At 41.3% G+C, this 3,210-nt stretch carries 3 protein-coding genes; all 3 read left to right on the plus strand.

Translation table 11 applies throughout. The features are described 5' to 3' along the window. Window positions 1–352: 352 nt before the first annotated feature. The 3 genes from ACEW8O_RS07820 (at window position 353) to ACEW8O_RS07830 (ending at window position 3,201) form a co-directional block, all read left to right on the plus strand. Window positions 353–1,276: a DUF3179 domain-containing protein gene (locus tag ACEW8O_RS07820; RefSeq protein WP_373494062.1), complete on the plus strand. Its 924-nt coding sequence runs from the start codon at window positions 353–355 to the stop codon at window positions 1,274–1,276. A 175-nt stretch (window positions 1,277–1,451) separates the two neighbouring features. Then, entirely contained in the window at window positions 1,452–2,813 is a 1,362-nt protein-coding gene (locus ACEW8O_RS07825) for an FAD-containing oxidoreductase (RefSeq protein WP_373494063.1), read from the plus strand. 106 nt (window positions 2,814–2,919) lie between these two features. After that, window positions 2,920–3,201, plus strand: a complete 282-nt coding sequence (locus ACEW8O_RS07830) for a DUF427 domain-containing protein (RefSeq protein WP_373494064.1) — start codon at window positions 2,920–2,922, stop codon at window positions 3,199–3,201. Window positions 3,202–3,210: the final 9 nt, after the last annotated feature.

The following is a 3,210-nucleotide window of genomic DNA, read 5'->3' on the forward strand; positions in this document are numbered from 1 at the left end:
AACTTTCTTTGATCCAGGTTAAGCTCGGAAAAAAAGTTAAAGTTCTCCAGATACCAAATTTTTGATTTTGAATCCATTTCCAAGTGGTCAATCTAAAATGTAGGGTCTTTATTCTAAAGTTACAAAAATATTCAGAGTTAATACCCTCATTTAAAAATACTTATTTGGATAATTTCATGGTACTTGATGATTTCCGTAAATCCGATTAAGAAATTATTGACAAATAATCGTGGAATCGAAGTAAATCAATTGGAAATATATTTACAATTATTAAATGATTGGAAATGTCAATTTTCCGACAGTACATTCTTTGCTGATTTGATAGTTTTGTTATGTATTGAATTTGAATTAGATGAAAAATATTCTTTCTACACTTATTTTGTTTTTTGCCATAGTCTGCCAGGTAAATGCACAGACCAAAAAAGGCTTTGATCTCTCAGGTGCCACGATACCCATTGTTGAAATCAAAGATGGAGGGCCTCCGCGGGACGGAATACCATCCATTGATGCTCCAAAATTTCTATCAGTCAGTCAGGCTGGGATTGCAGAGCAAGACAGGATTTTGGGGGTTTACCATAATGGAATAGCAAAAGCATATCCCATCAACATCCTGAATTTTCATGAAATTGTGAATGATTTTTTTGAAGGTCATCCTGTGGTGGTCACATACTGTCCACTTTGTGGAAGCGGGATTGCTTTCGATGCTGAAATCAATGGGGAGCGAAAAACCTTTGGTGTATCAGGACTTTTGTACAATTCAGATGTTTTGCTTTATGACCGGGAGACCGAATCTCTATGGTCCCAACTAAAAAAAGAATCCGTCAGCGGAGAAATGAAAGGCCGGTCTTTGGTTAAAATAGCAACAGCCAATACTACTTGGGGAAAATGGAAAGAAAACCATCCGGAAACTTTAATCCTTTCGGAAGAAACAGGATTTGGTAGGGATTACAGCAGGAATCCCTATCCCGGCTACGCTCAATCAGCCAAAATCTACTTTGAAGTGGCTGAAATGGATGATAGTTATCATCCCAAAGAAATGGTAGTCGGATTGGAAATCAACGGAATGCACAAAGCCTATCCCTTTTCAGAACTGGCCAAATCCGATGAACCCGAAATAGAAGATGTGTTTCAGGACCAGAAGCTGTCTATAAGATTTGATGAGGATAGCCAAAGTGCTGAAATTAGGGATGATGAAGGCAATATCATACCGACCGTGATGAACTTTTGGTTTGCTTGGTATGCGTTTTATCCGGAGACAGACGTGTTCAAGTTCTGAATCTGCTGTTAAACCCGAATGTGGGGCATCCTACCTTCCTTTGGAAAAATTGACATTAAGAAGAGGAAAACTGACACTTTCGGAAAGAATGATCCCTGATAGTTTTAGGCTCCTCAATGGAAAGTTTGTAAATTAAGTGTTGATATGGAGCTTTTTTAAATTTAAAGATATGACCATGAAATTTGATGCTATTGTGATAGGTTCAGGGCAGGCAGGTACGCCCTTGGTTTTTAAGCTTGCGGGTGAGGGGATGAAAGTAGCCTTTATCGAAAAAGAATATCTCGGAGGTACTTGCGTGAACGTGGGCTGTACCCCGACCAAAGCCTATGTGGCAAGTGCCAGAAGAATGTTTGATGCCCTGAACGGTGAGGCTTTGGGGGTCCACATCCTCAAGGGAGCAAAAGTTGACCTCCTAAAAGTCAAAGAAAGAAAAGATAAGCTGGTCCAAGAATCAGTGGACGGTATAGCCAAAGGCATTGAAGGCGAGGAAAAGATTTCTTTTTTCAAAGGTGAGGCACGGTTTACGGACAAAAAGATCATCACAGTCAATGGAGAAAAATTGGAAGCAGATAGAATATTCATCAATGTAGGCGCAAGACCCTCTATCCCGGATTCGTTCAAGGGGCTGGATTTCATGACCAATCAGAGCATATTGGAACTGGATAGCCTTCCCGAACACCTGGCCATAATCGGGGGAAGTTATATAGGGCTGGAATTCGGACAGATGTTCAGAAGATTTGGCAGTAAGGTGACCATAGTGGAAAGGGGCGACAGGATCATTTCCAAAGAAGATGAGGATGTCTCAGCTGAAATCCAAAAGGTTTTGGAAAGAGAGGGAGTGGAATTCCGGTTAGCGGCCGATTGTATAGGGGCAGAACAGGATGCAGATGGATCCTTCAGGGTGAAGGTGGATTGTGAAAATGGAGAACCTGAGTTTCATGCGAGCCATTTGCTTTTGGCCGTTGGCAGGATTCCCAATACGGATACCCTTCATCTGAATGCTGCCGGTATTGAAACCAATGAAAAAGGCTACATCCAAGTCAATGACAAGCTTGAAACCAATATTCCCGGAATATATGCCTTGGGAGACTGCAACGGAAAAGGGGCATTTACCCATACTGCCTACAATGATTTTGAAATTGTCAGAGCCAACCTTTTTGAAAATGGCGACAGAAAAGTTTCTGACCGCATTCTTACTTATGGATTGTTTGTCGATCCACCATTGGGAAGGGCAGGTATCAATCTACAGGAAGCCAAAGAAAAAGGAATGAACGTGTTGGTAGGTTATCGGGAAATGAAAAAAGTGGCCAGGGCAAAAGAAAAAGGGGAGACCGACGGCTTTATGAGGGTGATTGTGGATGCGGATTCCAACAAAATCCTAGGCGCGACTGTTCTAGGTGTAGGAGGGGATGAAATCATCAGCGGGATCTTGAATGTCATGTATGCTGATGCACCTTATACGGTCATCCGGGATTCGGTGCAGGTACATCCAACTGTTTCAGAGTTAATTCCGACTTTGCTGGAGGATCTGGAATAAGAATTAAGACTTGAGACACAAGACACAAGATATTAGACTTGAATGATATTAAATTACCATTTTATTGGCATCATTGAGTACATACATACATATAGATAAATAAAAAATGAAAGCAATCTGGAACAATACCGTAATCGCAGAAAGTGATAAAACCATTCAAATAGAAGGAAATCACTATTTCCCGGCAGATACCATTAAAAAGGAGTTTTTTAAATCCTCCGATACACATAGTACTTGCCCTTGGAAAGGACAGGCTTCTTATTATTCGCTTGAGGTCAACGATGAGACCAACAAAGATGCAGCTTGGTATTACCCGGAGCCCAAACCTGCGGCCAGGGAAATCAAGGACCACGTTGCTTTCTGGAAAGGGGTCAAAGTGGAGCGATAAGCTCTTTAA

The organism is Aquiflexum sp., assembly GCF_041749095.1.
Lineage (GTDB): Bacteria > Bacteroidota > Bacteroidia > Cytophagales > Cyclobacteriaceae > Aquiflexum.